General features: G+C 58.5%; 22 protein-coding genes and 2 pseudogenes. 14 read left to right on the top strand and 10 right to left on the bottom strand.

Annotated elements, in window-relative coordinates:
• Nucleotides 1–146 precede the first annotated feature (146 nt).
• Complete coding sequence (locus J2Y86_RS06585; protein ID WP_253428994.1) at nucleotides 147–1,313, bottom strand: MFS transporter; 1,167 nt, start codon at nucleotides 1,311–1,313, stop codon at nucleotides 147–149.
• Nucleotides 1,314–1,407: 94 nt separating this feature from the next.
• On the opposite strand from J2Y86_RS06585, the gene J2Y86_RS06580 reads away from it, so the two are divergent.
• Nucleotides 1,408–2,301, top strand: a complete 894-nt coding sequence (locus J2Y86_RS06580) for a LysR family transcriptional regulator (RefSeq protein WP_253428993.1) — start codon at nucleotides 1,408–1,410, stop codon at nucleotides 2,299–2,301.
• 326 nt (nucleotides 2,302–2,627) lie between these two features.
• On the opposite strand, the gene J2Y86_RS06575 is transcribed toward J2Y86_RS06580, so the two are convergent.
• Nucleotides 2,628–3,389, bottom strand: a complete 762-nt coding sequence (locus J2Y86_RS06575; RefSeq protein ID WP_253428992.1) for a hypothetical protein — start codon at nucleotides 3,387–3,389, stop codon at nucleotides 2,628–2,630.
• Between the two features lie 427 nt (nucleotides 3,390–3,816).
• Here J2Y86_RS06575 and J2Y86_RS06570 point away from each other — a divergent pair, with 427 nt between their 5' ends.
• Nucleotides 3,817–5,826 carry a putative bifunctional diguanylate cyclase/phosphodiesterase gene (locus J2Y86_RS06570; RefSeq protein ID WP_253428990.1) on the top strand — a complete coding sequence of 670 codons (2,010 nt, stop codon included), beginning with the start codon at nucleotides 3,817–3,819 and terminating at the stop codon, nucleotides 5,824–5,826.
• 187 nt (nucleotides 5,827–6,013) lie between these two features.
• On the opposite strand, the gene J2Y86_RS06565 is transcribed toward J2Y86_RS06570, so the two are convergent.
• Together J2Y86_RS06565 and wrbA are read right to left on the bottom strand one after the other, a co-directional pair.
• Entirely contained in the window at nucleotides 6,014–7,873 is a 1,860-nt protein-coding gene (locus tag J2Y86_RS06565) for an ABC transporter ATP-binding protein (protein WP_253428988.1), read from the bottom strand.
• A gap of 526 nt (nucleotides 7,874–8,399) precedes the next feature.
• Nucleotides 8,400–8,744 (bottom strand): annotated as a pseudogene (gene wrbA / locus J2Y86_RS06560) (NAD(P)H:quinone oxidoreductase); the annotation flags it as partial.
• A 169-nt stretch (nucleotides 8,745–8,913) separates the two neighbouring features.
• Between wrbA and J2Y86_RS06555 the strand changes: the two are divergent.
• Nucleotides 8,914–9,240 carry an AEC family transporter gene (locus J2Y86_RS06555; RefSeq protein ID WP_367399727.1) on the top strand — a complete coding sequence of 109 codons (327 nt, stop codon included), beginning with the start codon at nucleotides 8,914–8,916 and terminating at the stop codon, nucleotides 9,238–9,240.
• A 79-nt stretch (nucleotides 9,241–9,319) separates the two neighbouring features.
• On the opposite strand, the gene J2Y86_RS06550 is transcribed toward J2Y86_RS06555, so the two are convergent.
• Complete coding sequence (locus J2Y86_RS06550; protein ID WP_253428984.1) at nucleotides 9,320–10,234, bottom strand: LysR family transcriptional regulator; 915 nt, start codon at nucleotides 10,232–10,234, stop codon at nucleotides 9,320–9,322.
• A 150-nt stretch (nucleotides 10,235–10,384) separates the two neighbouring features.
• On the opposite strand from J2Y86_RS06550, the gene J2Y86_RS06545 reads away from it, so the two are divergent.
• The gene (locus J2Y86_RS06545; protein WP_253428983.1) at nucleotides 10,385–11,395 is read left to right on the top strand and encodes a zinc-dependent alcohol dehydrogenase family protein; all 1,011 of its coding nucleotides are present in this window, start codon (nucleotides 10,385–10,387) and stop codon (nucleotides 11,393–11,395) included.
• Nucleotides 11,396–11,447: 52 nt separating this feature from the next.
• On the opposite strand, the gene J2Y86_RS06540 is transcribed toward J2Y86_RS06545, so the two are convergent.
• Entirely contained in the window at nucleotides 11,448–12,341 is an 894-nt protein-coding gene (locus J2Y86_RS06540; protein WP_253428981.1) for an AraC family transcriptional regulator, read from the bottom strand.
• A gap of 138 nt (nucleotides 12,342–12,479) precedes the next feature.
• On the opposite strand from J2Y86_RS06540, the gene J2Y86_RS06535 reads away from it, so the two are divergent.
• Genes J2Y86_RS06535 through J2Y86_RS06525 form a run of 3 tightly spaced genes read left to right on the top strand, consistent with a single transcriptional unit; the run spans nucleotide 12,480 to nucleotide 14,625 of the window.
• Nucleotides 12,480–13,223, top strand: a complete 744-nt coding sequence (locus tag J2Y86_RS06535; RefSeq protein WP_253428979.1) for an SDR family NAD(P)-dependent oxidoreductase — start codon at nucleotides 12,480–12,482, stop codon at nucleotides 13,221–13,223.
• Between the two features lie 17 nt (nucleotides 13,224–13,240).
• Nucleotides 13,241–13,642 carry a VOC family protein gene (locus J2Y86_RS06530; RefSeq protein WP_253428977.1) on the top strand — a complete coding sequence of 134 codons (402 nt, stop codon included), beginning with the start codon at nucleotides 13,241–13,243 and terminating at the stop codon, nucleotides 13,640–13,642.
• On the top strand, nucleotides 13,639–14,625 hold the full coding sequence (locus J2Y86_RS06525) for a saccharopine dehydrogenase family protein (RefSeq protein WP_253428975.1): 987 nt from the start codon (nucleotides 13,639–13,641) through the stop codon (nucleotides 14,623–14,625). Before J2Y86_RS06530 ends, J2Y86_RS06525 begins: the two co-directional genes overlap by 4 nt.
• Before the next feature lie 199 nt (nucleotides 14,626–14,824).
• Here the strand turns inward: J2Y86_RS06525 and J2Y86_RS06520 are convergent, their stop codons facing one another.
• Entirely contained in the window at nucleotides 14,825–16,051 is a 1,227-nt protein-coding gene (locus tag J2Y86_RS06520; RefSeq protein WP_253428973.1) for an MFS transporter, read from the bottom strand.
• Between the two features lie 157 nt (nucleotides 16,052–16,208).
• Between J2Y86_RS06520 and J2Y86_RS06515 the strand changes: the two genes are divergently transcribed.
• Complete coding sequence (locus J2Y86_RS06515) at nucleotides 16,209–17,102, top strand: LysR family transcriptional regulator (RefSeq protein WP_253428971.1); 894 nt, start codon at nucleotides 16,209–16,211, stop codon at nucleotides 17,100–17,102.
• Nucleotides 17,103–17,175: 73 nt separating this feature from the next.
• Here the strand turns inward: J2Y86_RS06515 and J2Y86_RS06510 are convergent, their stop codons facing one another.
• Nucleotides 17,176–18,375 (bottom strand): patatin-like phospholipase family protein, encoded by a 1,200-nt coding sequence (locus J2Y86_RS06510; RefSeq protein ID WP_253428969.1) that lies wholly within the window; start codon nucleotides 18,373–18,375, stop codon nucleotides 17,176–17,178.
• 221 nt (nucleotides 18,376–18,596) lie between these two features.
• Between J2Y86_RS06510 and J2Y86_RS06505 the strand changes: the two genes are divergently transcribed.
• The 3 genes from J2Y86_RS06505 to alaE all read left to right on the top strand — a co-directional run bounded on the left by J2Y86_RS06505 (nucleotide 18,597) and on the right by alaE (nucleotide 21,496).
• Nucleotides 18,597–19,886 (top strand): NAD(P)/FAD-dependent oxidoreductase, encoded by a 1,290-nt coding sequence (locus J2Y86_RS06505; RefSeq protein ID WP_253428967.1) that lies wholly within the window; start codon nucleotides 18,597–18,599, stop codon nucleotides 19,884–19,886.
• A gap of 91 nt (nucleotides 19,887–19,977) precedes the next feature.
• Nucleotides 19,978–20,904, top strand: a complete 927-nt coding sequence (locus tag J2Y86_RS06500; RefSeq protein ID WP_253428965.1) for a Gfo/Idh/MocA family protein — start codon at nucleotides 19,978–19,980, stop codon at nucleotides 20,902–20,904.
• A 130-nt stretch (nucleotides 20,905–21,034) separates the two neighbouring features.
• The gene (alaE, locus tag J2Y86_RS06495) at nucleotides 21,035–21,496 is read left to right on the top strand and encodes an L-alanine exporter AlaE (protein WP_253428963.1); all 462 of its coding nucleotides are present in this window, start codon (nucleotides 21,035–21,037) and stop codon (nucleotides 21,494–21,496) included.
• 91 nt (nucleotides 21,497–21,587) lie between these two features.
• Here the strand turns inward: alaE and J2Y86_RS06490 are convergent, their stop codons facing one another.
• Nucleotides 21,588–22,481: a LysR family transcriptional regulator gene (locus tag J2Y86_RS06490; protein WP_253428961.1), complete on the bottom strand. Its 894-nt coding sequence runs from the start codon at nucleotides 22,479–22,481 to the stop codon at nucleotides 21,588–21,590.
• Nucleotides 22,482–22,586: 105 nt separating this feature from the next.
• Between J2Y86_RS06490 and J2Y86_RS06485 the strand changes: the two genes are divergently transcribed.
• The 3 genes and pseudogenes from J2Y86_RS06485 to J2Y86_RS06475 all read left to right on the top strand — a co-directional run.
• Entirely contained in the window at nucleotides 22,587–23,018 is a 432-nt protein-coding gene (locus tag J2Y86_RS06485) for a GFA family protein (RefSeq protein ID WP_253428959.1), read from the top strand.
• 249 nt (nucleotides 23,019–23,267) lie between these two features.
• Nucleotides 23,268–23,516: a hypothetical protein gene (locus J2Y86_RS06480; protein ID WP_253428956.1), complete on the top strand. Its 249-nt coding sequence runs from the start codon at nucleotides 23,268–23,270 to the stop codon at nucleotides 23,514–23,516.
• 69 nt (nucleotides 23,517–23,585) lie between these two features.
• Nucleotides 23,586–23,759 (top strand): annotated as a pseudogene (locus J2Y86_RS06475) (cysteine hydrolase); the annotation flags it as partial.
• Nucleotides 23,760–23,930: 171 nt separating this feature from the next.
• Here J2Y86_RS06475 and J2Y86_RS06470 read toward each other — a convergent pair.
• A complete protein-coding gene (locus J2Y86_RS06470; RefSeq protein WP_253428954.1) occupies nucleotides 23,931–24,818 on the bottom strand; it encodes a serine hydrolase domain-containing protein in 888 nt (295 codons plus the stop codon).
• Between the last annotated feature and the right edge of the window lie 175 nt (nucleotides 24,819–24,993).

The raw sequence follows: 24,993 nt of genomic DNA, 5'->3' as shown, positions 1-24,993 counted from the left end.
ATTATTTCGCGACAGACAACCGTCGGCCAATAATTGGCTGCCATGAATGTCCGTTTAGGGTCGTGAACTACCGATCGCGAACGACAGCTAATGGGCCGCTAGCCGTCACTCATCAATGGTGACTAACAGCCCCCCTTACATCATCGTCACACCACCGCAGCTGCAATCGTTCTGGAACGCCAAGCAAAAGCCAACACCATCAGCAGCCCCAGACCCGCCATTGCCGCTCCGGCCAGGGAAATCGCCGGATAACCCAGCCCGGTATTGATCACTGCTCCACCCAGCGCCGCACCAATCGCGTTGCCGAAGTTGAAGGCACCGATGTTCACCGCCGAGGCCAGATTGGGCGCGTCCTTGGCAGCCTCCATGACGCGCATCTGTAGCGGCGGCACCAGGGCGAAGCTGGCGATACCCCATATCAGGATGGCAACGGCGGCCGGCAGCGGCCAACGCATCAGTACGGTGAACGCCAGCAAAACGAGAATCAGCACGCTCAACGAAACGATCAGGGTGCGATCTATCGAGCGGTCGGCGGCCTTGCCGCCCCACATGTTGCCCAGCGTCAACCCCACACCGAACAGCACCAGCATCGCGGTGATGTAGGCGGTGGACGCATGGGTCTCGCTGCTGAGGATCGGCGCGATGTAGGTGAAGACAGTAAACATTGCACCCGAGCCGACTACGGTCAGGGCCAACGCCCCCAGCACCGGGCCACGGCCCAGTACCCGAATTTCGGCCATTACGCCGACGCTTTTCGGCGCCGGCAGGTTGGGGAGGGCGAACCACAACGAGGCCATGGCCACCACGCCGAGACCGGTGATACCCCAGAATGCGGTGCGCCAGCCGAACAGTTCGCCAAACCAGGCGGCCAGCGGCACACCGCCGATGGTCGCCAGGGTCAGGCCCATGAACATCGCCGCAACCGCGCCGGCTCGTTTCTCCGGGGCGACGACGCTGGCTGCGACGATGGAGCCAACGCCAAAAAACGCACCGTGGTTCAGTGAGGTCACCACTCTGGCGACCATGAGGCTGTAGTAATCGGTGGCCAGGGCTGACATCAGATTACCCAGGGTGAAAATCGCCATGAGTCCGATCAGCAGATAGCGCCGGGGAATCCTGCCGGTGGTCAGGGTCATCAGTGGCGCGCCGAGCAATACGCCCAGGGCGTAAGCACTGACCAATAGACCGGCGGCGGGAATGGAAACGCCGAGATCCGCAGCGATGCCCGGCAACATGCCCATGGGGGCGAACTCGGTAACGCCGATGCCAAAGGCACCAATGGCGAGTGCGACAAGTGGTGGATTGATACGCATGGAAGGCTCCTTATCTATGCCGCCAATGCTACGATCCAACTTTTAGAGGCGGTAGATAGCATTTTCGGCAATCACCTTTGCGTAAGGAGCACAAGTGGACTTCAATGGCAGGTCAGGTGAAATGAGCGTGTTCGCCACCGTGGCGCAGGAAGGCAGCCTGTCGGCCGCCGCGCGTGCGTTGGGGCTGACACCCTCAGCGGTCAGTCGAATCATCGCACGTGCCGAACAACGTCTTGGCACCCGCCTGCTGTTGCGCACCACACGAGCGATCACCTTCACCGCCGAGGGTGAAGCTTTCCTGCGGGGTGCCCGGCGTATCCTGGCCGACATGGACGAGGTTGAAGAAGCCATTGCCGACCAGGGCGTACCGAAGGGCCGATTGCGCGTCAGCGCCGCTCTTGGCCATGGACGGCTGGCCATCGTTCCCTTGGTGGCAGCATTCAGCGCCCGTTACCCGAACATCGTCGTCGACCTCACCCTCGGCGACGAAGTGGTCGACATTCTCGGCGGTCAGGCCGACGTCGCAGTACGCTTTGGCCATCTGCCCGACAGCCCGCTGACCGCGCGCAGGATCGGCGACACCGGCCAGGTAGTAGTGGCATCGCCCGAGTATCTGCAGCGCAACGGCATCCCCCAGGAACCGGAAGACCTGCTACGGCACAACTGCCTACGCTTCAACTTCCGGCGTGCCGAACCCAACTGGCCGTTCATCCGCGACGGAAGAGAGTTTTCCCTGAAGGTCAGCGGCAACATCGAATGCAGCAGTGGTGAAGCGCTGGCACAACTCGCGCGAGTAGGTGCCGGCATTGCGCGTATCGGCGAGTTCAGCGTGAGCGAGGATTTACAGCGCGGTGACCTGATACCGCTGCTGGAAGCCTGGAACCCCGGCGACCAGGAACCGATTCATGCGGTGTTCGTAGGTGGCTCGGCAATGCCGGCTCGGGTGCGGTTGTTCGTGGACTTCTTGCTGGAACATCACCGGATGTAAGCGGTGGCGTCACTTGATCCTTCCGGGGGCTCGTGATGCTGTTCGCATTAGGCAAGCAGTGACCAACACATCGTTGGGCGCGCTATCAGTGAGTGGTCTGCCTGACTGGAACAATCGGTAGTCATGGCATTGATGCCTCGTCTGCACGTCGTAAATGGCCGAGATTGGCGGATGGCTATTCGTGAGAGGCCGCTTTCGAAAGTAGTTTTTGCTGACGCCATCGGGACCTCGCTACGCCCCGCCTAGTTCGAGTAGCAGCGTGCAGGTGGGAATCGTCTGAGCCGTTGCGCGTTTGATAGGTCATCGCCATCCTGGGATCGACGATTTCAGAGGAGATTGAAGTGGACACTGGCGGCATTCACCACGGTGGTATTGCCATCGATCGCGCGAGTATGAACGCCTGCATGGTTACCGACGCCAGCGGTCGGCAACGTGTCGTCGAGTATGGGAGGGCCGGCGGACAGTGCATCGTCATTGTTGACCAGAATGCTGACCCCGGCGCCGACGCTGACATTGGTGTCGCCACTGCCACTGGCCTTTGTCCAGATGCCGTTACCACCGAGCAGGGTGATCTGACCGTTACCTTCGTGGGTCAAATTGATCGCACCGCCGCCACTGGCATTCACGTCAATACCGTCGTGTTCGTTGCCCACGACCGAGTTGAGGATGTTAAGCGTGGTGCCTGCACTCACCGTGAACGTCGACAGCCCACTGTTGGCATTGGTGATGGCCAGCGCGTCGAGGCCGCTCCCCCCAACGTTGACGGTGTTGGTGCCGCCATCGACGATCAGGGTCGCACTGCCCGTACCACCGGCACCGATTACATTCGAAAAAACCGCGTTGGCGGCAGCAGGTGGCGTGCTATCGATCGTGGTGCCGCTGAGGGTGACCGTCGAGTTGCTGTTGTTGCCTCGACTGAGGACCGAGGATCCGGCAGTGGTTGTGATAGTCGTCGTCGGTTGGGTGCTGATCGAGGCATCGACACCGGCGGCAGGCGTACACGTTTGCGATACGTTGTATGTCCCGACCCATAGGTGCCGTTCGCGAAAGATCGCATTTCGGCGAAATGCCGATGTCGGGACAGCCAAAGAGTTCATTAAAATGGGTAAAAACTCAGTAATGAATCAGCTGAAACTTTGGAGGCGTCTCACGATATTCTGGGTGGGTCCGTGCGCTTTAGCACAGTCGGTGGGGAAAGGAATAAATATAAAAAATAGCTTGCAATTCTAGAATAATAGTCGCATTGATGCGATTGTTCGTTGGTCTTCAGTAATACGCCTTAAGTCCAATGGAGTTCATGGCGTAAATAAGAGAGGGTGTGGGTGTTCAATAATTAATTTAAATAAAAATTATTGGATAATAACGAGACTTATCAATCAGATATTATTAAGTGTAATGGATATCATACGAATGAATTCGAGCATTTCAACGTTAATTTCATTCTTCGTCTAAACTTAGATTTTGGTGGAAGTTGCCAATAAGAATGGAAGCATTCACGTCTACATGAGGTAGCGCATGAGCACTTTGCCGCCAGCAAGTTCGCAGGTTCCCGAAGCCCTTGCGCAAGTGAGTGACACGTCTGATTTCCTCCGTTGGAGTAAAGCAATTCCCGGTAGGTGGGCGCGCCATGGTTTGATTGCCGTGCTGCTAGTAATTAGCGGCTTTGCGGTATGGTCTTCCATTACCACCGGACGTCTGGGGCAGGCGGCGATCGCCTCGAGCGTTCTGTCTGATCACTACTCAGCGGCTGCGACGGCCGTGCTGGCCGCCGAGTCTATAGAACATAAGTATCGGCTGGATCCCGGGCCGAACATATTGCGTAACTTCAACGATGTCCTGGCGCAACTTGGCACGGCGCTAGAGCGTATTCAGCGCTCCGGATCGCCTGCCGATCATCTGCTTGTCGAGGATGTTCGCACTTCACTGACTCCCTATGTGGAAAGCATCTACAAGATGTTCGATGCCGTAGATCAGGGCGAGGCCTTGCGGGCGCGCCGGATTGACAACGAGGAGGCCGACCCGCTGTTCGAAAAGATTGAAAATGTCGTCCTGCAAGCAGCGGCCGCTCACCACCAGCAGTCGATCGGCGCGCTGGAAAAACTGCGTTCACGGGAGTCCTTCAACGCCAGTACCACGCCCATCGTTTTTATCGCGGGTCTGCTGCTGGCCGGCTTGTTCGCCGAAGTGCTGCGGCGCACACGTTTCGAGCTCGACAGTCAACGCAAGGACGCCTTGCACGCGTCGCTGCATGACAAGCTGACCGGGCTGGCCAACCGAACACTGCTGGCGGACCGTTTCGAGCAGGCGATGCGCCTTGGCCGTCGCCAAGGGTCAACCACGGGCCTGTTGCTGATTGACCTGGATCGGTTCAAGGAAGTCAACGACACCCTGGGCCATCACTATGGGGACCGCCTGCTCGACCTGATCGGCAAGCGGTTGGTCAGTGAAGCGCGAGGGATCGACACGGTCTGTCGGTTGGGTGGTGATGAGTTTGCTATCTTGCTTCCCTCCGTCGAAGGCCTGGAAGGCGCGTTGAAAGCAGCGCAACGGCTGCATACGGCGATTACCGCAGCGTTCGAAATTGATGGGGTCGAACTGGATGTCGAGGCCAGCTTCGGGGTCGTGGTATCGGGGCTGCACGGTGACGATCCATCGACGCTCATGCAGCGTGCCGACATCGCCATGTATGCCGCCAAAAAACAGGGAAAGGGTGTCCTCGCCTACGACCCGGGAACGGATCGGCGTTCTCCGGAACGCCTGGCCATGCTTGGCGAACTGCGGCGAGGTCTGGAGCGCCGCGAATTGTTCCTGGAGTACCAGCCCAAGGTCAGCCTGAGCACGGGAAAAGTGACTGGCGTCGAAGCCTTGGTGCGCTGGCAGCATCCAGTGCGCGGCCTGGTGACTCCGGATGAGTTCATTCCGTTTGCCGAACTGACCGGAATCATCGGTGCCCTGACGCGATACGTGCTGAACCTCGCGCTGTCTCAGGTGCGAGCCTGGGCTGACATCGGTATATGCATACCGGTGGCCGTGAACATTTCTGCGCGCAACTTGTTGGACGACAAATTGGTGGTTCAGATCATCGATCTGCTTGAACACTACAATTTGACGCCGAACATGCTCATGCTCGAAGTGACCGAGTCCGCGATCATGCTCGATTCCTACGCGGCCCGGACCATCCTGAGGCAGTTACATGGGATGGGCATCCACATTGCCATCGATGATTTCGGCGTCGGCTATACGAGTCTGGCTCAGTTGAAGGATTTGCCCATCAGCGAACTCAAGATCGACAAATCCTTTGTACTGGCGATGCAAAGCGATCAAGCCAACGAGCTCATCGTACGGAGCGTCGTCGATCTGGGTCACAACCTTGGCATGACGGTCATTGCTGAAGGCGTAGAAACTGCCGACGTGCTCGATGCGCTGGGCGATTATCATTGCGACATGGTCCAAGGGTTTCATGTCTGCCGACCGGTAAGTGCCGAAGCGTTCACGCAGTGGTATGTACAGCGAGAGCGCAAATAGCTCGATTGCGTTTCACTATTAAAAAATTCTCGCCGATTTCGGCCTGTCACGTCCGACGCATCCGAACGACTCCACTGGTCGAATGTTGCCCATGGCGAAGGGCAGCAATTGGCCGATAACTGCCTGTCGTGCACGGCAACAATCGACCCAAAGCAACCGCTCGAACATCATCCCCAAACATTCACGCTCACACCTGATCCATCGCCTCGGTCACCCCCCGATCCTCACCCAGGAACCCGCCACTCTGATGGTGCCACAGCCGCGCATAGAGGCCGTTCCTGGCGAGCAATTCCGTGTGGGTGCCCTGTTCGAGGATGCGTCCATCATCCATGACGATCAGTCGATCCATCGCCGCAATCGTGGACAGCCGATGGGCGATGGCGATGACGGTTTTGCCCTTCATCATTTCATCGAGACTTTCCTGAATGGCCACTTCGACTTCCGAATCCAGCGCGCTGGTCGCCTCGTCGAGTAGCAGGATCGGGGCGTTCTTGAGCATCACTCGGGCGATGGCGACGCGCTGGCGCTGACCGCCCGACAGTTTGATGCCGCGCTCGCCGACCAAGGTGTCGTAACCGGTGTGGCCTTGGCGGTCGCTCAGTTGGCTGATGAACTCATCGGCCTGGGCGTTGGCCGCGGCACTGCGGATTTGCGCGTCGGTCGCATCGGGTCGGCCGTAGGCAATGTTGTCGCGAATGGAGCGGTGCAGCAGGGAGGTATCCTGGGTGACCATGCCGATCGCGCTGCGCAGGCTGTCTTGTGTCACGTGCGCAATGTCTTGCCCGTCAATAAGGATCTTCCCGCTGTCGACATCATAGAAGCGCAGCAGCAAGTTGATGAGCGTGGATTTGCCCGCGCCGGAGCGGCCCACCAGACCGATTTTTTCGCCCGGACGAATGTTCAGGCTCAGGCCGTCGAGCACCTGGCGTTCGCCATTGTAGTTGAAGCTCACGTTGTCGAAGGTTACCGCCCCGCCGGAGGTCACCAGCACGCCCGCGTCTGGCGCATCCTGCACTTTGGGGCCGCGGGTAAGAGTGGCCATGCCATCCTGCACGGTGCCGATGCTCTCGAACAGCGAGGTCATTTGCCACATGATCCAGTGCGACATGCCGTTGATGCGCAACGCCATGGCGGTAATCGCCGCCACCGCACCTGTGCCGACTTCGCCCAGGTGCCACAGCCAAAGCGCATAACCGCCAGCGGCCATGATCAACGCCACCACCAACGCCTGGTTGACGATCTCGAATTGGCTGACCAGGCGCATCTGGCGAAAGCCGGTCTGCTTGAAGTCTTCCATGGCCGCGCGCGCGAAGTGCGCTTCACGATTGGAATGGGAGAACAGCTTCACGGTCGTGATGTTGGTGTAGGCATCGGAGATGCGTCCGGTCATCGAGGAACGCGCATTGGCCTGTTCCTGTCCGACTTTCCCCAAGCGGGGGACGAAGTAGAGCATGGCCAGCCCGAACAGCACGATCCAGGCAAGGAAAGGCAGCATCAGTTTCAGGGCGAAGCCGCCGGCCAGTGCGATGATCGCGATGAAATACACGCCGATTCCGGGTGCGATCTCGATCAGGGTGAACAGCACGTCGCGCACGGCCAGTGCGGTCTGCATCACCTTGGTGGTGACCCGGCCGGAGAACTCATCGGAAAAGAACGAAAGGCTTTGCCGCAGCATCAGGCGGTGGAAGTCCCATCGCAGCCGCAGCGGTAAGTTAATCGCCAATATCTGGTGTTGCACCATGGTCCGCAACGCCACCAGCCCGATGCTGGCCAGCATCACGATGCCCATGCCCCACAACACGCGGCTTTCCTGAGCCGCCGCATCACCACCGGCCTGCCATGTCGAGAGCAGATCCACGACCTGACCGAGGAAAGAAAACAGCCAGGCTTCGTAGATCGACACCGCGGCACTGAGCAGCGCAAACGCAAGAATATAACCGCGCGCGCCCCGTGTGCATGCCCACAAAAACCGGGCCAGGCCATCGGGTGGCGGCGGTACCTCGTCGGGCGGGAAGGGGTCGAGTCTTTGTTCAAATACGCGAAGCATGCTGGTCACCGAAACGATCAAGTTAAGGGATTCTGCCATCTAAAGGTTGCTTTGAGGGTTATGTGGCGTGGCGGGCATGGTGTTGTTGGCATTTTGCCGGAGGGGGGTGGTCAGCCGACAGGCCGGTGAATTCAGCGTGTGGCTGGAATTAAGATCAAATTGGCACAAAAAAACGCAAACACCTGAACAGGGCTTTTCAATCCTCGTTGCCCTGATTTCATTGGGTGCCAAGCATGGAACCCGATCGGGCTCCTGGATTCACGTGATGCTTGATCTTGAAGCTGCTCACCCGGTCTTTACCACTTATCACCAACGATATAGCTGACTGAGCGGCAGGGGTAAGCGTAAACCGGGCACTGTGCCGGCTGACATGGCTCTGTGATTAACCAGACGTAAAAAAGTCACCGCAGCAAAAGGTGGAGGTCTGCGGTGACCCAAAAAGGATAAATCGGGTTTCGATAGTTGGCTGGAGCGTGATTACGCCTGACGCCCACGTACCAGCGCTGTCGCGATTTCAGCGATGTGGCGTCGAAACGAACGCCCCGCCGACTTTGCCGATCAGTTTGCCTTCAGCCCAAAGCCCGCCGGTCTGGTCCAGGAAGTTTGCCATTTGCGAAGACACCCGGCCGAAACGGGTTGGCGTACCGATAATAATGGCGTCGTAGTCCACCAGTTCACCAGGCGTCGCGATATCGGCACGTTGCTCCAGATTTGCACCCGCTTGGCGTGCCACTTCTTCCGACATCAATTCGGGGACACGTTTAAGCGAAACTTCGGTGCCCGCCGACCGAGCCCCTTCAGCGATCGCTTGTGCCATTGTTTCAGTGTGGCCATAAGTGGAGTAGTACAAGACCAGCACTTTTGTCGACATGGGAGTTTCCTTGAGTGAATGTTCTGTTGTCAGACCTAGCAAGCGACTGATTCTGGTGATCATTGAAACTTTGGGTCGTAAGGGTGCGACATGTTTTTGCCTCACATTTGAGCTGCGATCTTTCGAAGCGACTGCTCGTAGTAATCCGCCGTTTGAGCGCCAGTAATCCCTGCTGTGCCTGGGATTGATCATGTCGTCCGAGAAACTGAAGATGTCGGGTGAAGTGTGGGGCAACCTTGGGCTCAAGCTGTTCATTCATCCGGTGTTGATGTTTGCCGCCACCGTAATGCTCGGCACACATGGGCTTTACGCCCAACAAATGATCCTGCTTTGTGCGCTGCCATCGGCGACGATCCCGGCGATGTTCGCAAACCAGACCGGCGCGTATCAGAGTGAAGCCGCGACCTCCATCCTGGTCAGTACGGTGCTGTCGATCGTGACTTTTTCTTTCGCGATCTACCTGATTGATGGAGGACTGGCCGCAGCCTGTTGTTGATTCCCGAGGCGGGGTATGAGGCACTCGTGTCGAAATACCACGCCTGCTTTTGTTCCGAAGCCAAGTCAGTCTGGAGCACCTATTGTTCCAGCCAGTCAGGATGAATCTTCGGAAAACGCTCTTGCAGCCATTCGACAAAAACCTGCACCTGCGGTGCCAGGTGCGTTCGACTTGGGTACAGCACCGACACAGGGCGAGGGGCTGGCCGATAGGGCGTTAAAATTTCCACCAAAGCACCGCTGTCGAGATACTCGGCCACGGTGATGCCTGGGGCCTGGATTATTCCGAAGCCCGACACGCCGCACTGAACGTACGCATTCGACTCGGTGACGGTGATGCCGGCGTTACTCACAAACGCTCGATCCTGACCTTTGACCGTGAAGTGCCAAGGCAATGTTCTGTTGCTCTGACCGGACAGGAAGTTGACGCCTCGATGGGACACCAGATCGTCGAGTGCCTTGGGTTTCCCGTGCTCGTTCAGATACTCGGGCGCTGCGCACGTCACCATGGTTGCCAGTGCGATGGGGCGAGCGATCAGGGTTGAGTCTGGCAAATCGCCTATGCGCAACGCACAGTCGATGCCTTCACCTATCAGGTCAACGGCTCGATCGGTCACGCCCAGCACCATGTTGATGCCGGGGAAGGTGCCAGTGAATTCTTTCAGGGTTTTGATGAACTCCATCTGCGCGAAAGCGGTCGGGATATCGACGCGAAGTCGGCCCACGAGCGTTGCTCCGGTGCGGTCAAACATCGAGGTCGCGGCAGAAATATCCGCGAGAATTTCCTGCACTCGCTCATAGAACCGTTCGCCCTCGGCGGTGAGCGCCACCTTTCTCGTGGTGCGTTGGAATAGGCGCACGCCCAATGACGTCTCCAGCTCCTGGATGTAACGGGTGACTTGAGGCCGTCCGATGTCCAGCGAATCGGCGGCTTTAGTGAAGCTGCCGAGTTCAGCCAGTCTGGCGAACAGTCGCATTGATTGCAGCAATTCCATGGTGTCTTACCTGGCCGAATACATTGTTGCCTCAGAATAGAATAATCATGTCCTTTTTTACGTATTTATTGCGCGCCCCCAAAGTCGAAAGATGTGCCCCAGGCGAACCCAATGGGGTTTGCAGCCATTGACTCGTTTTGGAGATGCGCAATGAAAGCTTGGCTATTGACAGATTTCGGACTCGACAACCTGCAACTGGGAGAGATCACAACCCCGCAACCCAAGGCCGGCGAGCTGCTCGTAAAGGTCGGTGCTGTGTCGCTCAACTTTCGCGACAAGGCGATCGTTGACGGCATCTACGAACCACACAAGGTGCCCAAACCCCTCATCCCGGTGAGTGATGCAGCTGGCACAGTGGTCGCGATGGGTGACGGCGTCACGCGCTTCAAAGTCGGTGACCGGGTCAACTCGCATCTGTACTCCCGTTGGCTGGATGGCGAGCCAGGGCCGAATGAACCGGATTACTGTTTCGGTTCGCCGTTGCCTGGCGGTCTGGCCGAATACATGATCATCCACGAAGACAGCGCCGTGAGTGCGCCAGACAATATGAGCGATGAAGAGGCGGCGACGCTGCCGATTGCCGCGCTCACGGCGTGGTACTCGTTGGTAGACTTCGGACAAATACAGCCCGGGCAAACCGTGTTGGTTCAAGGCACTGGCGGCGTGTCCATATTTGCCGTGCAGATCGCGACTGCACTTGGCGCGAAGGTGATCGCGACGTCGAGTCGCGACGAGAATCTGCAAGCCGTGAAGGGACTGGGGGCCGTAGCGGGCATCAACTACAGAACGACTCCGAACTGGGCAGACGAAGTGCTGAGGCTGACCGAAGGCAAAGGTGTGGACCTGCTGCTCGATGTGGCCGGCGGCAGCGGCATCAATCAATCGGTCGCAGCGACCAAGGCATCCGGGCGTATTGCGCAGATCGGCTTCTTGACCGGGCAGACCGTTGAACTCAACCTGATGCCGCTCATTTTTCGCCAGACGACCATTCGCGGTATTGCCGTAGCGCCGCGCTCATCGTTCGACCGGATGAATGCATTCCTCAACGAACACAAGATTCGTCCCGTGATCGATCAGGTGTATCCGTTCGAGAAAGCACGAGAAGCTTATGAGCATCTTGCGAAGGGAGCATTTGGAAAGGTTGTAATCAAAATCGCTTGATACTGTTAAGGCGCCCAAAGGGTGCCTTTTTTGAATGTGCTCACCCAGCAGTCTAGCTTCTAAAAGCTCGGGTCTCCCCGAGGATTCTGCCCGCATCTTGTGCGGGAGGAAGGCCGAACACCCGCACGTAATCCCGGCTGAATTGCGTCGCGCTTTCATAGCCGACTTCGAAGGCCGCCGCCATGACGCTCTTCGCGCTGGCCACCATCAGCGTTCTGGCCTGGAGCAGGCGAACCCTTTTTTGGTATTGCAAAGGGCTCAGGTTGGTGACCGCCTTGAAGTGGCGATGAAACGCCGAGACGCTCATCGACGCTCGTTCCGCCAGGCGCTCGACCCTGATGGGCTCGGCAAAGTCACGGCGGATCCATTGGATAGCCATATTCACTCGGGCCATGGCGGTATCCGGCGCGGCCATATCCCGCAGCATCCAGCCATGGGGTCCCTGAAGGACACGGAACAGAATCTCACGTTCGTAAACAGGGGCGAGGGCGGCAATGGCATCCGGATCGCCCATCAGTCGCAGCATGCGCACCCACGCATCCATCAGCTCGGTCGTGACCGACGCCACTGAAAACCCGGCATTGTTTTCGTAGCGTGCGGCAGGTTTGGGCAGGTCGGCGAACAGTGTGGACAACACCGCAGGATCAAGCGTCAGACTGACCGCCAAATAAGGCTCTCCTGACGCGGCTGGGTGCACCGACCCCACCGCTGGCAAACCAATGGACATGACGAAATAGGTCGCCGGGTCATACCGCAGCGTCCGGTCGCCCACCGTCATGCTTTTGCTGCCTTGCAGGATCAGGTTGATCATCGGGTCATAGACCGCCGCCAGCATGTGCTCGGGGATCTTGCCCTGGACCATGGCCACTCGCGGGATGCCCGTCTCGGTGCGGCGATTTTCAGCCTTGGCCGCTAGCGACCTGAGTTCATTCAATTGATTGTCCATGCGCAGCATGTTGAGGGCGGAGCACGACGCCGTGCAAGAAAAAAGCAGAAACAGGCAGGTTTCGAGTAGGAACGGGTACGGCCCTGGCGAGAGGGATGAGTACTGTGGAGGCACGTTTGAACCACAGGGGAATTTGATATGGGTGTAATCGTCATTACGGGCGGCAGCCGTGGCATCGGTGCAAGTACAGCCGAACACGCGGCTCAACGAGGTATGGGGGTCATCCTTACCTACAACTCTGACCCGCAGTCTGCCGCTGCGGTCGTGGGACGCATCGAGCTACACGGTGGCAAGGCTGTTGCGCTCAAGCTCGATGTGTCGGATGTCGGCAGCTTCGAGGCGTTTCGGGAATCAGTGCGCCTGGCGCTTGGGGAAACCTGGGGCTCCACCACGCTGAGTGGCCTGGTCAATAACGCGGGCTACGGCCTGTTCAACCCCTTGGCAACCGTCAGCGAAGCGCAGTTCGATGGCCTGTTCAATGTCCACCTCAAAGGCCCGTTTTTTCTCACCCAGGCTTTGCTTCCCTTGCTGGCGGAACACGCCAGTATCGTCAATCTGAGCAGTGCCACCACCCGCGTAGCCACGGCTGGAGTGGCGCCCTATGCAGCGTTCAAGGGCGGGCTCGAAGTACTGACCCGTTACATGGCCAAAGAGTTTGGCGAGCGCCGCATCCGTGCCAACGCCGTGTCCCCCGGAGCGATCCGGACCGAACTGGGTGGCGGTCTGAATGATGAGTTCGAGGCGATGCTGGCGGCGCAAACAGCGCTCGGCAGGGTCGGCGAGCCGGAAGACGTCGCGCGAGTCATCGCCATGTTGCTGTCCGAGGAGGGCGCCTGGATCAATGCCCAGACCCTCGAAGTCGCGGGCGGCTACACCATCTGAACAAGCGAGGGTTTGACATGCTGGATCATATTTTCCTGTCGGTGAGCGACATCGCACGTTCCATCCGTTTCTACGAGGCTGCCCTGGTGCCATTGGGTATCACCGCGCGCTTGGACTACGACGGCAAGGACGGCCCGCCGGGGCATCCTGACCTGAAAGGCTTCGGCGCCAATGGCCGGGTATTTTTCTGGTTGCGTGAGGGGGTCGTCGAAGGCCGGGCGGTGCACGTGGGATTTGTGGCGAACAGCAAGGCTGATGTTGACGCCGCCTATGCCGCGGCCATGCAACAGGGCGCGGTCGACAACGGCGCGCCTGGCGCACGCTTGCACTATGACCCCGATTACTACGCCGCCAATGTGCTGGACCCGGACGGGTACAGCCTGGAATTCGTCTACAAAAAATGGCAGCACGTCCAATGAGCACGCTTCTGATCTACGGGGCCACAGGCTATACCGGTCGCATGGCAGCAGAACGCGCGAAAGCGCTGGGCCTGAACTTCGAAATCGGCGGGCGCAGTCACCCGCAACTCGCAACGCTCGCCGCGCACCTGGACGTGCCTTTTCGCGTATTTGATGCCGGCCCGGAGGCCGAGAATGCCTTGTCTGGCATCACGGTATTGCTGAACTTCGCGGGGCCATTTGCGCAGACGGCAGAGGCGTTGATGCGCGCCTGCATCAAGGCCGGGATCGATTACCTGGACATTACCGCCGAGATCAACGTTTACCGGCTGGCCGAAAGGCTGGACGCTGAAGCGGCCAGGGCACAGATCATGCTGTTGCCAGGCGTCGGCTGGGATGTCGTCCCTACGGACTCGCTGGCGGTGCACGTCGCTCAGCGGGTCGAACAGCCTCGCGCTCTGAACATCGCGCTTCAGGTCCCAGGGTCGATGTCCCGTGGCTCGGCCAAGAGCGTCAGCGAGATCATCGGTGCCGGCGTGCTCGCGAGGGTCGATGGCGAACTCGTTGCAACGCCTGATGCCCAGCCACGTCACTTTGATTTTGGTGAGGGGCCGGTCCTCTGCGCGCCGCTGTCTTTCGGTGACCTGGTGACGGGCTGGCATTCGACCGGTATCGCGAATATTGCGATGTTTGTGCATCTCTCTGGCGATGCGTTCCCCGAAGGCGACCTGTCGCTACTTCCTGATGGCCCCACCGCAGAGGAAAGGGATGGCCATCGGGCGCGTGCGGTGGTGGAGGTTACTGGAGCAGACGGCGCAATCGCGCGTTCGGTCATTGAAACCGTGAATGGCTATTCCTTCACACCGCTGGCCGCCGTCGAAGCAGCGCGCCGGGTTTTGAAGGGTGAACGGCGGCCGGGTTTTGCAACCCCGGCGCAGGTCTTCGGGGGTGGGTTTGCCCAGAGTATTGCCGGGACGGTCATTACCGATCTACGGCCAACTTAGATACATCAACGCTCTCACGAGCCAGCAGCCACTCCTGAAGTCGTCATTTTCAGCGTTGCTGGTTTTCTCTCCAGGGCGTCCGATCTCGATCAGCGGCTGGAGGTCTTCTGGCACAGGCGAAACGTCGCTTTTGCTGAGGGACTGCACATCGGGCAACTCGATAGAGTTGCCCTTCGTGTCGTGCGTTGCCTGATTGGCCTTATCGCACGCCGACATCCGCGCTTGCCTGGCGGCGCGGCGCGCCGATCCAGTGGATGGCCAACGCAATCAGCCCGAGCGCAATACCGAAGGCCACGATGCCCGGCCAGCCGTAGCGGGTCATCAGCCAGCCGCTGATGGTCACGCCTAGCGCGCCGCCGAGGAAGGTGGCGGTCATATAGAGGCTGTTGATGCGGCCCTGTGCTTTCGGATCGACGGCAAAGGCGCGAGTCTGGTTGGACACCAGTCCCGACTGCACGCCGATATCGAGAACGATAACGCCGATCACCAGGAAAATAATCGAGGACTGCGCCCCGGCGAGGAGCAGGAAAGCCAGGGTAACGATGCCGATACTGGCTCCAATCACAGTCCGCGAACCCAGCCGGTCAGTGGCGCGACCACCCAATGAAGCTGCAAGCGCACCGGCAGCCCCGATGATGCCGAAGCCGCCAGCCCACGCACTGCCAAGGTGCCAGGGACCATCGCTCAGGAGCGCCGCGAGGTTGACCCAAAAGGCGTTGAAACACGCCCACAACAGCGCCTGGACCATCATGGATTCACGGATCGGACGATTGTCGCGCGCCAGTGGCCAGAGCGACGCGAGCAGCTTTCCGTAGGACAGGCTGGTGGTGGGCACGCCCCGCGGCAGGAGCATCGCCGCAGCGATAAACACCGGGATCATGAACGCTGCTTCCACGCCGTAGACCGCGCGCCATCCCCAGGCTTCCCCAACCACGCCGCTGATCGTGCGACCCAGCAGGATGCCAACCATGATGCCGCTGACCACGGTGCCGACCGAACGCCCGCGTTCTTCCGGCCGCGACATCACCGCGGCGAAGGGTACGAGTTGCTGGGGCACGCAACTGACGACGCCAAAGCCAAAAGAAGCAGCGATCAGCGACCAGATGCCGGGCGCAAACGCCGCCGCCAGACCGAATAAAAAGGCGACCGCGATCTGCCCAAGCACCAGCTTGCGCCGATCAAAACGGTCACCCAGCGGCAACAGAAAGGCTAGCCCGAATGCGAAACCGAGCAGCGCTGCGCCGGCGACGAGATCGACCGTCGTCAGGTCGATCCCCAGACCCGACGAGATCAACGGCAGGATCGGTTGAGTGGCGTAGATGTTGGTGATCACCGCGCCGGCGATGATCGCCATCATGATGATCTTGCCGCGCGACGCTACTGCGGGCGCAGGTGAACTAGCAGATATATTGGGCAGGCCGCTCACGGCACTCTCCTTTCAATCTCCCCGGTTTGTGCAGCGGGACGCCGCGGGCGGGAGGTCAGGGTTGAACCTTACCTACTCGTATTTATCAAGAGAATCCCATAGGATCGGGAAGCATCCTTCCGGAATTTGGTAGAGTCTGATGAATCGTCTTGAATCCATGTCTATCCTCATCGCCGTCGTTGATGCGGGCAGTCTGTCGGCGGCCGCGCGTCGCCTCGGCATGCCCCTGACAACCGTCAGCCGGAAGGTGGCGGAACTGGAAGCGCATCTGCACACACGCCTGTTGCATCGGACAACCCGACAGCTTTCGTTGACCGAGGCCGGCGACTCCTACGTGGCGGCCTGCCGGCGCATTCTCGAAGACATTGGCGAAGCCGAACGCGCGGCGACGGGTGAATACGCCAGCCCTAAAGGCGAACTGGTGGTCACCGCCCCGGTCGTGTTCGGGCGCTTGCACGTGGTGCCAGTGGTGGCGGAATTTCTCGCGCACTACCCGGAGATCGACATCAGCCTGGTGCTGACCGATCGCGTCGTGCATCTGATGGAAGAACACGCCGATGTCGCGGTGCGAATTGGCGAACTGCCCGACAGCACGCTCATGGCGACGGAAGTCGGAACAGTGCGCCGGGTTGTCTGCGCGAGTCCGGCCTACCTGGCAACCCATGGCGTGCCGACCACACCCCAAGATCTCGCCGGGCATGACTGCATCACCTTTGAAGTCCTCGCGTCCATGCGCGCCTGGGTGTTTGGCGCCGGCAAGTCAGAGCTGTCCGTGCCCGTGCATTCACGGCTGACCGTCAATACCGCTGAAGCGGCTATCGCAGCGGCGATTCTTGGAGTGGGCTTGATCCGTGTGCTGTCCTATCAGGTCGCAGACTCGGTACGAGACAATGAACTGAGCATCGTGCTCGATGAGTTTGAATCAGCACCGTTGCCGATCAGCCTCGTGCACAAAGGGCAAACGCCGCTACCGTTGAAGCTGCGCGCGTTCTTCGATTTTGTGACGCCGCGGTTGCGGGTTCGAACGTCGCGAGAATTGTCGCAGTCGTAAGCTTCCGGTTTACAACTGCCCAGGCGGGCCGACGTATATGTACTCAATCGATCAATGCACCAGACTGCCTCTTTCATCGATTAGTGTTTTCCAGATACGGCAACTTATGCCACGGATAGCCCTTCGCACTGAGTTGAAAGGCGTAATCGAATAAACGCTTCATGTAATCGCCATCGAATTTTAGATTGTGCGCAAAATCAAAGTCGGAGCCGATGTAGGCTAGATTGAAATCCGCTCCATCCTGTTGCGCCATACGGTAAATACGCTCCAGGTCGCTGATCCCCTGAGTTTGAATCAAGGCACTGATGGCTCGACCGCCGATGCTCAATGTACGGCGCTTGGTCCCGGACCACTGCGGTTCCATTGTCCCGTTACGAATAACGTAGAAATGACGGTCGTGTCGCAAAGGTGCTCCGGTGGCTTTGCTTAGCGCCATCACGGTGGTGGGTGGGTAAAGAAACACTTGAGTGATGACCCCTCCGTCCACGTGCATTTCATGAAACTGTTGGCCGTCCACTTCCACATCGATCATGACCGGGGAGACCGCACCAGGAATACTCATTGAAGCGAGCAGGATGTTGCGAAAGAGGTCGAGCGCTCCGGGTGCTTTGCTTGTGGCAATAGCGCCCATGTTCCAGGTGACGGGTCGCCCTGAATCAAGGTCAGTTGTGCCGATCAGCAGAATTCTTCCCTTGGCGTATTCTGACGCGATCGCCGCAAGAATCTCGGTGGTGACGTATTTGGTGATGAGCCGCGACAGTGGTTTGCTGTCCGCTATTCCGTCGCTGGCAAAGCGGGTCAGCACGTTTCGCGAATGAAAAATGTCTTTTGGGCCGATTGCGTTGGAAACATACCGAATCACGCTGTCGTGCTCAGACCCCAGATAAGCGAACGGTGCGACCAAGGCTCCCGCGCTGATGCCGGTGACGACCTTGAACTGGGGGCGAGTCCCATGCGTCGTCCACCCGGCAATCAGTCCCGCTGCGAATGCTCCCGCATCGCCGCCACCGGAAACCGCCAGCATACTGGCCAGCGGAAGGATATCGTTCGGCTTCCCGGCCTTGGCGAGCACCTCGCTCTCACGTTTGTTGGACTGAACTGCATCCTCAATGAAAGGTGTCAGGTCGTGGTCCAGCCTGTAGCGAGCATCAGGAATGCCCGGGATGACCGCTTTGTCGGTCAAGGTTTGTGGCACAGCGTCACGGCGTGGCAGACACGCTTGAAGAAACAGGTCCAGGGGTGAGGCGCGAGGTCTGGGCGGTAACGGTTTCAAAACGCCTCCTCCAGCCCTGGCCGCAGGGCGCGATTGGCGACAGCCCTCGTGAGACGCTGTTGGCGACTGGAAGCTGAGCGCTGTGTCATTGCCGCGTTACGGGCCGCGCGGTAATGCGAGTTAGAAGCATGGTAAACGTGAATTGCAACGCATCCAAACACTTCAATGGGCGGCCATGCGAATGTCCGTTACTCATCCGTGCGTTCGCCCAGGATGAACGTATGAGCACGGATTTCCAGCAAACCTTTTATGAAACCACGGCTGACATCACCACCTATCCCGCCCAGTCGGGTCGTGTTGATACCAAAGTGTGCATCCTTGGTGGTGGCCTGGCAGGCCTGTCGACCGCACTCGGATTGGCGGAGCGTGGTGTCACTGACGTCGTTGTCCTGGAGTCCCATCGCCTCGGTCATGGTGCCTCGGGTCGTAATGGCGGCTTCGTCTTCGGCGGCTACAGCCTGGGAAACGCTGATCTTTTCGCCACCCTTGGCGTTCAAGAGGCGCAACGCCTTTACCGGCTGACGCTGGATGCCGTCGAGTTGATTCGTCATCGAGTCAAACACTACGGCATCGATTGTGACTTGGTGGACAAGGGTGTGATTCTCGCCAATTGGTTCAACGACCCTTCACGGCTTGAAACACCGCGAAAGCTGATGAGTGACGTCTATGGGGTGGATTGGGAATACCTGCCGCCAGGCCAGTTGAAAGAGCTACTCAAGACTGATCGGTATTTCGGCGGTCTGCTGGAGCGTAACGCGTTCCACTTTCACCCTCTCAAGTACGTGTACGGCATTGCTCGCACCGTGGCGGGATTCGGTGTGCGTATTCACGAGCAATCATCCGCACTGATGATCGAGAAGCGTGGAAAAACCTTTGTGGTGAAAACCGAGAGCGGCGAAGTGCATGCCGAGCATGTCATCTTTTCCTGTGGCGGATACTCGCGCGGCGTCTATCGCCCTGTCGAACGCGCTGTGTTGCCCATCGCCACCTATGTTGTTGCCACCGAACCGCTCGGGGCTCGTTTGAAAGACGCGATTGACTGTGAGTCAGCCATCTACGACACGCGGTTTGCTTTTGATTACTACCGTCCGCTAAGCGACAGCAGGATTCTGTGGGGAGGGCGGATTTCGGTGCTTAATCGGATCCCGGAAACGATCGCCAGTCTGCTAAAGACAGATCTTTTATCCGTGTATCCCCAGCTGGACGGTGTAGAGATCCAATATGCCTGGGGCGGGTTGATGAGTTATGGCCGGCATCAAATGGCCCAGATTGGCCAGGATGAAGCAGGCGTCTGGCACGCCGTTGGTTTTGGTGGGCATGGCATGGCGCCCACGACGGTGGCGGGGGAGGTTCTGGCTGATGTTATCGCCAGGTCCATCCCGATTCCCGACGGTTTCGGCAAGTTCGGGTTGACCCGTACGTTTGGCCTGGCCGGACTGGTCGCCGCACAAATCACCTATAGCGCCTGCCAGGCACGGGATGCTTTCGACGCCCTGCGCCTTAACAGGTAAAGGTTTCGAGCCCATTAATGACTTCCCCGCCATACAAACGTAATCTCGCCAGTTCGCGTTCCAAGACAAGAAAAAAAACCAGGAGTCATTGATGCAACCAATCCGTCTCGGTCTGGTGGGCTACGGCAAGATTGCCCAGGATCAGCACGTCCCCGCTATCAACGCCAACCCCGCCTTCCAGTTGGTCGCTGTCGCAACGCAAGGGCAGCCTTGCGCCGGGGTCGAGAACTTTCAGTCCCTGGAAGAGCTGCTCGACAACGGCCCGCCGGTGGATGCGATTGCGTTTTGCACACCGCCACAAGGACGATTCGCTCTGGTGCAACAAGCGCTGGCCGCTGGCAAACACGTGCTGGTCGAAAAACCGCCATGCGCCACGTTGGGCGAAGCGATGGCGTTGGTGGATCAGGCCGGTGAGCAAGGCGTCAGTGGTCTGTTCGCCTGGCATTCACGCTACGCGCCCGGCATCGAAGCCGCCCGTGACTGGCTGGCCACCTGCACCCTGCAAAGCGTACAGATCGACTGGAAGGAAGACGTGCGCAAGTGGCACCCCGGCCAGGCATGGATCTGGCAACCCGGCGGCCTGGGCGTCTTCGATCCCGGCATCAATGCCTTGTCGATTGCCACCCATCTGCTGGCGCTGCCGCTGTTTGTCGAGTCCGCCGAACTGCGAGTCCCGAGCAACTGCCAGTCGCCTATCGCCGCATCCATCAAAATGTCCGACGCCCGCCACCTCGATGTCCGCGCGGAGTTCGATTTCGACCACGGTCACGATGAACTCTGGAGCATCGAGATCCGCTGCACCGAAGGCATCCTGCGACTGGACAACGGCGGCGCACTGTTGAGTATCGACGGCGTGCGCCAGGCCGTATCGGAGGAGGGCGAGTACGCCGCGGTGTATCGACATTTTCAACAGCTGATCAGCGACAAGGCCAGTGACCTGGATCTCCAGCCGTTGCGATTGGTTGCGGACAGTTTTTTTGTGGGGAGCCGGATGTTGGTTGAGCCGTTTTTTGATTAGTGGCGGCTTGGGTGAGTGATAGTTTTTGGCCGATTGGTGCCTGTCCCAAAGGACAGTCATCGACCCGAAGCTGCCTGTCGCGACCGGCGGAAAATCGGCTTTTTGTTCAAGCCACGAGAGGAGATGTGATTTGCCTCAACGCCTGCAACAGCCAATGCGTCGGACTGCGTTTTTTGCAGACACCACTGCGCTGATCCTGTTTTTCACGGCCACCGGCATCATCAATGAACGTTTCATTGCTGGCATGACGTGGGATCAGGTCCTTCATGCTCGCCTTCTGGGAGCGTGCCTGATGATTCCAGTCGCGAGACCTTACGGCATATGGCGGGATTGGTTGATGAAGCGAGCCAGTCAGAGCCGGGTTTCCTTGGTGCTATGGGACAGTATTGCCCTCGTCAGTTTCCAGGTTCCCATCTATGCGGCGATCATTGCTTTCAGTGGAGCATCGGGAGGCGGCCTGGTGCGCGGCACTTTAGGCGCGGCCCTGATAATGCTCTTTCTGGGACGACCTTATGGAGCGTTTCTTAACGGGGTACGGAAGTTGTTTGGCTTGCCTCCAGGTGGCGATAAACCAATGTCGCTGAACAGCTGAGTGACCGTTCGGCCATAAGCGGGCGTTCGACTACGTCCGCTGACGACCATAACTGCCAGCTAATCAAACAGTGGACGTCCAGTCACCTCCCTCAGCGGTCGCTCGAGCGCAGGTAGTGATGGAATTCCTCACCTATCACTTCGAACGCCTTAACGATCCGTTTGATTTTGCGCAAGTCACTGTGCATCGCGATCCACACATCGACTTCGAAGCCGAAGCTGTCTGGCAGTACATGTATCAACCCGTGGCTTCTGGCGATATGCGTCGGGCAAAGACCGAAGCCCAATCCCGCTTTTAGCGCAGCCAGTTGCGCGAGGTGATGATCCGCGGCAATCGCGAAATGCTGACCGGCTTCACACAGCCCGGCTTCGACCAAACGACGCAAGTCGGCTGAGCGTCTGTCCGGCCCGATTAGCGGCCGCTGGCGCAGCGACGGTAGGCTGACCGGGTTACCATAACGTTCCAGGCACTCGGCACTGGCATGGATGCCGATCCGCAAGCTGCCGACCCGCCGCACCGCGATATCGGCTTCCATGGGACGCATCAGGCGTACGGCTATATCCGATTGCAGCCTGGCGATGTCTTCCAGTGCGTCGCCGATGCTCAACTCAAGCTTCAGCCCAGGGTGGCTGTAATGGAAGCTTCGTAGTAAACCGGGCAGCACCTCCACCCCCAGCAATTCGCCACAGGTCAGCCGCACCGTGCCATGGTCCACCGACGTTTCAGCGCTGGCCGCGCGGTTGAAGGCTTGCGCAGCGAGGTCCATGGCTTCGACATGATCAATGAGGCGCCGCGCCCTACTAGTTGGTGTCAGCCCTGTAGGCGTGCGGGTGAACAGGCTCAGGCCGAGTGCCTGCTCAAGATGATCGAGGCGTCGGCGTGCCGTGGCCTGCGCAATCCCCAGCAACTTCGCAGCGCCGCTCAGGCTGCCAGAGCGCAACACCGCGAGGAACACCTGCTGGCTTTCCCATTCAAGACCGCTCATACATTCTTGACCAACAGTTGCTCCTTTTTTGCTCTTCTGCTCGGGTGTGTGAAGAGGGATCATGCGCCCCGAACTTATCCGGGCGTCATTGTAAGGAGTCAACGCATGAGATTCACCGGTCAGTGTCGATGTGGGCACGTCAGCATCGAAATCGAGGCGCAGCAACTGCCACCGCTGTATGCCTGTCATTGTCTGAACTGCCAGCGCTGGAGCGGTAGCGCGTTCGGCCTGCATTTGCTGTGCGCGGCTCCAGCAGTGCAGGTGACAGGCGAAACGGCGACCTTTGTGCACGAGCACCAAGGGCAAACGTCCACGCAACATGCCTGCGGCGTGTGCCATACCCGGCTGTTCAACGAGACCACCGCCGCGCCCGGCATGCGTGTGGTACGGGCCGGGGTTTTGGAAGGCACGGAGCGCTTCGAGCCGGTGGCGCATATCTGGACGCGACGCAAGCAACCTTGGCTGGTTCTGCCGGAAGCCGTTGCACAATGGGAGGAGAGCCCGACGCCCCAAGCATTCGCCACCGTACTCGGGTAGAGGAACGTACTCCTTAAATATTTGAAACGAAGTGCGGCTTTTTCGCGGCACGCAATGGTGGTTTAACAATGTCCGCTACGAGTCGTCAGCGGACATTGGGGGGGGGCCAGACTCAGTACATATCGGTGTTACATCGATAACCAGTCTCAACGCATCAAAAAATTTGAACCGCAATTGGACGCGCTCGCCTAATGATTAGCTTGTGGGTAATCGCACAGGCAATGTGCCAATACCGGCATACTCCGAGAGGTGATCAACGTGGCTAAAGACGAGAAGAAAGGCAAAGGTGGAGCTTCGAACGCCAGTAAAGATTTGAAAGACAAAAAGTCATCACCGGCAAAGAAATCAGCTGCGGCCTCAACTCTTTCGAAATCTTCCGAAAAGAAAGATAAGAAAAAAGATGCCGAACCAAAGAAATCTGCAAAAAAAGCTGATAGCAAGCCAGAAAAGGCTAAGAAATCAGACAAGGCAGAAAAGCCGGCGAAAAAGAAAAAGTGATATCTCCTATCCGCTAGGGCTTTACGCCCTAGCTTCCTCAGGCCGTATTGCCTTCGATAGCCATCAAACGACCGACGACGCCGCGCCGCACGAGACCATGGTTTCGATGCGGTGCTAATCGCCGATGGTCATACCTGCACGGACACCTCTGCGCTGAAGGCCGAAGAAATTGTCGCTCATCACAACGCGACCCTCGCGGGTCCATTCTGTCGTGTCGTAAACGCTGAGGACTGGTGTTTCTAACCGCCATCGACGGACCGGTCCACGTCAGGCCGATCCGTCCACTCTGAGTTGTTTTCAGCCCTTTGTGAAAGGCAGAAACCAGCCAAAAACAGTCGCTCAGGAGAGACGGTTTTCGAACCAAAGCGGTCATCCGGCGAATCTTGAGGCCGACGCCAAAAGAACTTAGAGGCCTTATGTCCCCTGCCGCAGAACTTGCATCAGCTGCCCAACAACGATGGCTTCGACTGCTCCTTCACTGGCGCCCGTCTCAAAAGCGGCGCAACAAGCCGATGCGTCACCGTCGCAGATACGGTAGACAGCGATGACGCTGCCTGGCCCGCAGCCTGTATGCCCGCATAGGGAATATCCGCCATCAATCGACCCTTGCATCATACCAAGGCCATAGCCCGGGGTGATCCATGGGCGCCCGGGAATCGGGCCGCCCAATGTTCGTGCTGTCTGCATTTCCTGAAGCAAGCTCGAGGAGAGCAGGTCTCCGTCGAGGAGTCGATCCAGAAATAGCGCTGCTTGCGAAATTGGGCCGATCAGCAAGCCATGATAGACCCACGCGGGGTCATAATTTGAGGTGCTTCCAAGATGTGTCGATTGGAAGTCTACTCGCGTTTTAGCAAAGCGGACGTTAGACAGACCTAGAGGGGTAAGTGCACGTTGAATCACTGCATCATCAAGCGTCAGATCAGTTAGCCGCTCAATTAGCCTGCCGATGAGCAAGTAGCCGACATTCGAGTAACGCCAACCGGTTCCGGGACTGTACCGAACTCGAGCACCATCAAGGCGTTGCATCATTTCATCTACCGGCCAGGCTGGCTCACTGTTCGTAACGGCAGCGTGATACTCCGCAAGTTCGCCGTAATCGGCCAGACCCGCCTCATGTCGCAATAGCTGGCGCAACGTGAAAGGCTGATCAAGGATTGGATCGTCCAATCCGATCAGTCCATCACGCACCAACGATAGGGCTGTAGCAGCCAGGACTGTTTTCGTAAAACTCCACCAGGGGACCATCAGTTCTAAACGGTCAGGCGTTTGTGGCTGACCATTTGATACGAGTGAACTGAGCATTGGCTTCCTTGTAAGGTTGAGCGGATCGACAGCTCGTCAAGATATCTCATTCACTCTTCTTCGACAGAGTGAAAAGTCAGCCGGCTGTACTGTCTTGAACGGCTGCTTTTGGCCGGTTTCTGCCCCTTGTGATGGGCAGAAATCGACCCAAATCGGACTCGCCCTGAACACTTCA

Origin of the sequence: Pseudomonas migulae, assembly GCF_024169315.1 — a bacterium.
GTDB lineage: Bacteria > Pseudomonadota > Gammaproteobacteria > Pseudomonadales > Pseudomonadaceae > Aquipseudomonas > Aquipseudomonas migulae_B.
The sequence above is the reverse complement of the archived record's forward strand: the minus strand, read 5'-3'. Positions and strand labels throughout refer to the sequence as shown.

Bases quoted from the DNA above. Each gene is read 5' to 3' on its own strand.
- J2Y86_RS06585 (WP_253428994.1), bottom strand. From the start codon at position 1,313: ATGCGTATCAATCCACCACTTGTCGCACTCGCCATTGGTGCCTTTGGC.
- J2Y86_RS06570 (WP_253428990.1), top strand. From the start codon at position 3,817: ATGAGCACTTTGCCGCCAGCAAGTTCGCAGGTTCCCGAAGCCCTTGCG.
- J2Y86_RS06565 (WP_253428988.1), bottom strand. From the start codon at position 7,873: ATGCTTCGCGTATTTGAACAAAGACTCGACCCCTTCCCGCCCGACGAG.
- J2Y86_RS06550 (WP_253428984.1), bottom strand. From the start codon at position 10,234: ATGGAATTGCTGCAATCAATGCGACTGTTCGCCAGACTGGCTGAACTC.
- J2Y86_RS06545 (WP_253428983.1), top strand. From the start codon at position 10,385: ATGAAAGCTTGGCTATTGACAGATTTCGGACTCGACAACCTGCAACTG.
- J2Y86_RS06540 (WP_253428981.1), bottom strand. From the start codon at position 12,341: ATGGACAATCAATTGAATGAACTCAGGTCGCTAGCGGCCAAGGCTGAA.
- J2Y86_RS06535 (WP_253428979.1), top strand. From the start codon at position 12,480: ATGGGTGTAATCGTCATTACGGGCGGCAGCCGTGGCATCGGTGCAAGT.
- J2Y86_RS06530 (WP_253428977.1), top strand. From the start codon at position 13,241: ATGCTGGATCATATTTTCCTGTCGGTGAGCGACATCGCACGTTCCATC.
- J2Y86_RS06525 (WP_253428975.1), top strand. From the start codon at position 13,639: ATGAGCACGCTTCTGATCTACGGGGCCACAGGCTATACCGGTCGCATG.
- J2Y86_RS06515 (WP_253428971.1), top strand. From the start codon at position 16,209: ATGTCTATCCTCATCGCCGTCGTTGATGCGGGCAGTCTGTCGGCGGCC.
- J2Y86_RS06505 (WP_253428967.1), top strand. From the start codon at position 18,597: ATGAGCACGGATTTCCAGCAAACCTTTTATGAAACCACGGCTGACATC.
- J2Y86_RS06500 (WP_253428965.1), top strand. From the start codon at position 19,978: ATGCAACCAATCCGTCTCGGTCTGGTGGGCTACGGCAAGATTGCCCAG.
- J2Y86_RS06490 (WP_253428961.1), bottom strand. From the start codon at position 22,481: ATGAGCGGTCTTGAATGGGAAAGCCAGCAGGTGTTCCTCGCGGTGTTG.
- J2Y86_RS06485 (WP_253428959.1), top strand. From the start codon at position 22,587: ATGAGATTCACCGGTCAGTGTCGATGTGGGCACGTCAGCATCGAAATC.
- J2Y86_RS06470 (WP_253428954.1), bottom strand. From the start codon at position 24,818: ATGCTCAGTTCACTCGTATCAAATGGTCAGCCACAAACGCCTGACCGT.